General features: G+C 47.2%; 4 protein-coding genes and 1 pseudogene. All 5 read right to left on the reverse strand.

The window, feature by feature from the left end; translation table 11 throughout:
* Window positions 1–228 (reverse strand): annotated as a pseudogene (locus F557_RS22635) (ISAzo13 family transposase); the annotation flags it as partial.
* Between the two features lie 482 nt (window positions 229–710).
* Window positions 711–2,171 (reverse strand): MFS transporter, encoded by a 1,461-nt coding sequence (locus F557_RS0106825; protein ID WP_019001497.1) that lies wholly within the window; start codon window positions 2,169–2,171, stop codon window positions 711–713.
* A gap of 49 nt (window positions 2,172–2,220) precedes the next feature.
* Window positions 2,221–3,585, reverse strand: a complete 1,365-nt coding sequence (locus F557_RS0106830; RefSeq protein WP_019001498.1) for a hypothetical protein — start codon at window positions 3,583–3,585, stop codon at window positions 2,221–2,223.
* 277 nt (window positions 3,586–3,862) lie between these two features.
* Window positions 3,863–5,275, reverse strand: coding sequence for a cation:dicarboxylate symporter family transporter (locus F557_RS0106835; RefSeq protein ID WP_019001499.1), 1,413 nt, complete (start codon window positions 5,273–5,275; stop codon window positions 3,863–3,865).
* 359 nt (window positions 5,276–5,634) lie between these two features.
* Window positions 5,635–5,985: IS66 family transposase (locus F557_RS19130; RefSeq protein WP_019001500.1), on the reverse strand; the 351-nt coding region annotated here is incomplete at its 5' end.

Raw genomic sequence — 5,985 nt, forward strand, 5'->3', positions numbered from 1 at the left:
CCTGATTTGCAATTGTTCAGATGTTTCTCCATCAAGGGAATTGAGTTCTTTTATTCCCGAGCTTATGGTCACTCTGGAAACTCCAGTTTCCTTGCTGATTTTCGAAACACCGCCATAACCCAAAATTTCTGCTTCTGAAGCAAGATATATCCGCTTTTGGAATTCATTCAGGAATGGAAGCATCTTTTTAATTTTTGTTGCTATTGCAACCTCGTCAAGCTCTACCATATCAGCCTCATTGACATCAACGTTACAGTTGATTGTCATGATAGCATAATAGGGCTAGACTTATGAAAAGTTGTGAAGGTTATTTATGCACAGCTCCTAAGTCTGTTATGGCACGCTGGTTGTGTGTTATCAGATCCGATTAACCCACCCGGTTTCAAAAAGAGGCCCTATGAAAAAAATCCTAACACTTCAGTCAGACAATCACAAAAAGGCATAGCACTGAAACGCTCCTCTGATCATTGAGTGCTCACCGATCAGATCCTGGGTTTAGGGGCACGCCGTATTTCGAAAAATATCTATAGTCAGATTAGGTACTTTTAGAGCTGTGAACAGTAACGCTTTTCCGGAAAACGTGGATCTTTCTCCTCTGTCCGCCAGCGTCTGAAGTAATGACGACAATATCCGTGCGCCCCTTATTCAGAGCCATGCCGCTGTGATGAGAATGCGCAGCTGGAAGGGCATTTTTCCGGGGATTAGTACGGTCACCAGTCTGTTTTAAAGACGTTCCAGTCGCTTTCAGAACGGTCAATGTAGCAATTGGCATCATTCCGGATATTATCATTATATTCTGCCATGTCCTTTTCAATATCCCGGCCGATCTCCCCGTATCCAAACATGCACATCGGCAGAATAACAAAAATTCCCAGCAATACCCAAATGCCGAAAGGAATTTTCGGGTAGGCACAGATAAAAATCACCGCCATAGCCAGAACTCCTGACAGAGCGGTACTGAATGAGATATATGTCCGGCGCCTGGTTTTGAAGAGAAAGTGTGAAAGCAGAGTTCTGATGTAAAGCAAGGCAATCATAAAAGCGGCATACGGAAGCAGCGCTCCTATCATAACTATGCCATTCTGGACATGCGGGAGACGGGGAAGCTTAGCCAGATAATCATATACCGGAATATAGGATTGCAGCCCCAGAAAGACGGTCTGCATAACAATGAACAGCACCATAAGCAGCTGTGTGAGCTTGATAAGAACAATGACAGTGCTGTCCATGAGGTTATCAGCGGCGACGGCTCCGCTATGGCCGTTCATGGCAACAGTGATGATTTTCTCCCTGTCATAGAACTCCAGCGTCCAGATCGGTGCCAGAACGCAGAATACGCTCTGCGGGAATATGCTGATATCCTGAGATTCGTTTTTCCCCCGGCCATAGGGTGCCATTGCCTGATACATAGAATTCAGCGCCCGGATTCGGGCATTTCTGTAGCTTCCGGTATCATCAGTTTTGCAGATTTCTGTGTCAAGACCGGAGAGATAGGAATAGCTGAAGGGTTCGGCTTCACTGGTATCAATAGGTTCCAGTTTGCGGATCATCTCGTCATCCGCATTCCGGGTGGCTTTTTCCGGAATGCCCCGGAATTGCATGCTGGCATTGGCCTCATATGAGCCGCGGCGTCTCACCCCCCGTTTTTCATCGTAGGGGCTTGAATAGCTCATTTTGCCCTCGGCAGCAATGTTGTATACCCAAAAGGGAACGTATTTGGCCTGGATTCGGGCATCGGGGGATCTGAGATATTTTTTGAAGCCGTCCGGAACAAATGGAGCGTTCCTGAAATATTTCCAGAGAGCCTCCAGAAAATCCTCACGATCCTTTTTGAAGGGAAGTATCAGATCCGGCTCGCGCTGTCTTTTGATCTTTCCTGAAAATATCAGATAATTGTCGCAGAAGGGGCATTTGCCGATGTTGCCCAGCACTCCCGGAGATATGCTGCCGCCGCAGGAAGGACAGGAAAATTTTTCTTCGCTGGCCGCCGGGGCCGTATCATTTTCCGCTCCCGGTAATTTTTCCTGCTGTTCTTTCCGGCGTGCGGTTTTATCGTATTCCCGGACGGAGTAATAGCTGTCGCATTTTTCGCAGTACAGGCTGTCATGCCTGATGCTGTATACCAGATTTCCGGAGCACCCGGGACAACTGCAGAATTCTGTGTATGCCATATCTGTTCCCTGAGATGAATCTGAAAAAGTTCGCTAGCGCCGGTGAATACTACCGGTATTTTTTAAGTTCGCATTCCTTTGGTACCCGGTAGCTTCTGAATTCTGATCTGAAACCGGCCCCGGGCTCCCTTTTTATTTCGGGGGGCTGCTTCCGGAAAAGTGTCATGGCTACGGTTACCGAGAGGGCGGCGGCGGCAATAATTCCTGCGGGAGCATCATCGAAATGCCGGATCGCAATAACAAGTCCCGCTGCTGTGGTGACCGTGGAAACGACATATGACATAAACCGGCAGAACGCAGCGCTTTTTCGGAACAGCGGGGCCATGAAATATGAAATAAGGAGTGTGGGGATGAGAGCGCACAGGGAACCTCCGCACAGGACGGCCATCAGGAGCTCAAAAAATCCGGTTTGCGGGACATGGGAGAGAATCTGATCACAGAACAATAGATCAGTCCCGGTAAATATCATGATGAGCGTTTTTCTGACCAGAACGGCTTTATATTCATCCCGGGGAAATTTGGAATGAACGCTTCCGCTAAAACCGTTCATGACCATGATAAAGTCCTGCCCGTTTTCCCGGCAGGATACGTAAAGCAGCGGGAAAAGCAGGGTTCTGATCCGGAGGGGGCGGGTTTGGAGATCCTGTTTCACATAATCATCTGCCGAGGGGAGCATAAATTTCAGTATGGAGGCCTTGGCTGATTCGTCAAGCCAGTACCGGTCAATACTGCTGTCTCCGGGCAGACAGGTATCGGCGATGAATGACGGGGTGCGTTTGGAGGGAAACTGACTTTTTCCGGAGATTTCAGGTTCGCTGATAACCGAGAGAACTTCGGAAGATATATTCGCAGCTAGCTCCGGAATTTCCCGGAATACCATTCTGGCGGAGATTTTTGCGAGATCCCGGTGGGAATCCTGATTATCTTCGAATCCAAAGCTTCTTCTGTTTGGAAGTTTTTCCCGGAAGACATCTCCCGCGGCCTCAAAGTCAATTAGCCAGAAGGGCAGATAGACTCTCCGGATGTTTTCCGGGGTAATTTTTCGGCTCAGGTCGTCTGATAGAATCCCGGGATCCGTGCTCTGTCCCCGGGCATATGTCTTTGCCAGATCCTTCCGGTCGTAGAAAAACGGCAGGATGAAATCACTGCTGGTATTGCGAAGCATAATGATGCCGTTCTGAGCAGAAGAGACCTGCCCCCGAGTCAGAGGACGGCCGGAGGTGCTGACAGCGGCAAAAGGCAGTGCCGCCTGACAGCAGGGACAGACTGCTGTCAGTCTTAGAACGCCCGGGGATAATTCCGCTCCGCAGCCGGGGCAGAAATGCTTTACGATATTCCGGTCCCGGAAGGCTGTACCCCACTCAGAGTAGTCAAAGGAACCGGAGATTGTTCCGGATCTGTTTGTGTGTGCCATTTCTGTTCTTCTGTGCCGGTGGAATAACATATCCATGATATGCGTTTTGGCGCATTCTGCGTGGACTGCAATAGTCATTCAGGCTTGTTCAAGATTCCCGCCTGTCTGCATTTTAACATCAGGGGAAACATGATGGGGAATTTCGGAGGATATTTCCGTGCTGTGCCTTAAAGTCTCATATTTTCAGCGTCTCTGTCAGAGACAGCCAGTAAAAAAGGCATAATCATGAGACTATGCCTTTTGGGGGATCCGGCTATGGATATTTCGTGCCGGGGTTTTACTGCTTTTCAGCTGCCGGAGGCTGATTGTTTCTCTGGCTTAATGCCTGCTTGATTACATCCTCATTGGTGCTGCGGCGTTCATTTTCATTGCCGTCCTTTTCACCATCGCTGACTTCCTTCCCGCCGTCAGCGCTTTCCTTTTCACCATCACTGCGCCGTTTGGAGTTGATAATATTGTCAACCAGGCTGGAGGTTCTTGATTTATGACGCTGGTCAACAGCCAGAACGAACATGAGGTCAGAGCTGCTGTTGACAGTGGTGCATAAAGTGTCTCTGATAATGGTGATGATGGCGTTAACCCCGATGATATGGATGATGACACCGTCACTAAGTCCGAAAATCCCGCAGCAAATTGGAATAATCAGCTGGGTACCGTTAGCCACGCCGGCAACACACATGGAGGCTACAATTGATACCAGTCCCAGACACAGGATATCCGTAAAGCCGATATTGACACCGCAGCCGCTGGCAGCCACCAGAGTCAGAATGTTGAGGGTGATGACAGAACCGGGCTTATGAAGAGTAGCGCCAAGCGGGATGGCCACGGAGCTTAGCTGTCTTGAAACATTGTTTTCCTCGGCAGCCTTCTGGTTTACCGCAATATTTGCAGCCGAGCTGGCGGTGAACAGCGAATAGATAATGCTTTCTTCAAGTTTTGGCAGTATTTTGAAAGCGTTCTGTCTGGTGAAGAGGTAGACAATTATCGGATTGATCACCAGGAACATTACCAGGAAAACCCCCAGAAACATAATGATGAGATGAGGGTAGTAGAACAGGTTGGCCTCGCTCTTTCCGGCCACTATGTCATGGAACATCAGGCCCATGATGCCGAAAGGAGCCAGGGCAATGAAGAATCTGACAATTTTGGTGATGGCATTGGCCGTGTCCTTAACCAGCATCTGGGTTGAGTGTTCGGCTTTTCTGAACAGAAGTCCGAAGGCTATTGCCCACATCACAATGGAAAGATATTTGCCGTCAATCAGGGCCTTGACCGGATTATAGGCAATTTCTCCAAGCAGGGCTGTGAAGATGTTTTTCTGAGGAGGCAGTTCCACCTGTTTCAAAGGGGTAACTCCGTCATTCGGATCCACGCCAATCTTCCAGACAAACCAGCAGATAATAGAAAATACCGAGGCTGCAAAAAGACTTGAGACAAACATGAGGGTTACTCTTTTGAGTCCGAAGGTATTTTCTCTGCCGATATTGGAGCTTACTATGGCATTTATCATAAAAACAAATACCATTAACGGACCAATATATTTCAGGATATTAACAAATGTAATGCCCAGTCCATCAATCCACATAAATGGTTTTGGGCAGTAAATGGCCAAAAGAGCACCTACGGCCATGCCGATTGCTAGTTTTATAAAAATTGGAGTTTTGTTATATCCATTAATAACTGAACCCATAGTACACCTTGCTATTTTGCAAACATTTAGTTAGATAGTTATTATTTGGTCTGATTAGTAATAGTGGCCCGGGCTACTATTACTAAAGCTGCCAATATTTAATTCTAAAAACTGACAATATTCTGTATCAGTTTTGTGCTGGCGGGAATATTTCAAAACCGGGGTATATCACAGGCGAGGAACAGTTTTTCATACAAAGTCAGCTTTTAAAAACATTTTAAATCTTGGAAGGCCTTTTAAGGGACTAAATAATACGGGGAGCAGGTTTTTAACCCTGTTTCCGGAATTAAAATGCTGTTGGCTGATATTTTTGTCAGAAAAACTGTTAAACGAAAAGTATTAGGTCTAAAGTCAGCACTTTAGGCCTTCTTAAATTTCCACGGCATTGCCTGCTCAAGAATAGCATTTCTTCTTTCATCAGACAGCGATTCATCTTTCAGTTCGTCTCTGTGAATACCCATATATCTGAACAGAAATTCAAGGTAATCTTCCAGATCAACTCCATGAACTTTGCAGGTTTCATGAAATGATGAAAACACAGCCGTAGACTTAGCTCCCTCAATAGAGCCAAATCCGCTGGGCATTGAATGTCTCAGCACTGCAAAGTCACGAATAGCTCTCTCGGCGGCCGAGTTATCCAGAGGAATAGAGCCGTCCTCCAGAATTCTGGTGAATTTTTCCCACTGATTGTGAGAGTACTTGACCGCTTT

This window comes from Succinimonas amylolytica DSM 2873 (genome assembly GCF_000378405.1).
Classification (GTDB): Bacteria; Pseudomonadota; Gammaproteobacteria; order Enterobacterales; family Succinivibrionaceae; genus Succinimonas; species Succinimonas amylolytica.

Bases quoted from the DNA above. Each gene is read 5' to 3' on its own strand.
- F557_RS0106825 (WP_019001497.1), bottom strand. From the start codon at position 2,171: ATGGCATACACAGAATTCTGCAGTTGTCCCGGGTGCTCCGGAAATCTG.
- F557_RS0106830 (WP_019001498.1), bottom strand. From the start codon at position 3,585: ATGGCACACACAAACAGATCCGGAACAATCTCCGGTTCCTTTGACTAC.
- F557_RS0106835 (WP_019001499.1), bottom strand. From the start codon at position 5,275: ATGGGTTCAGTTATTAATGGATATAACAAAACTCCAATTTTTATAAAA.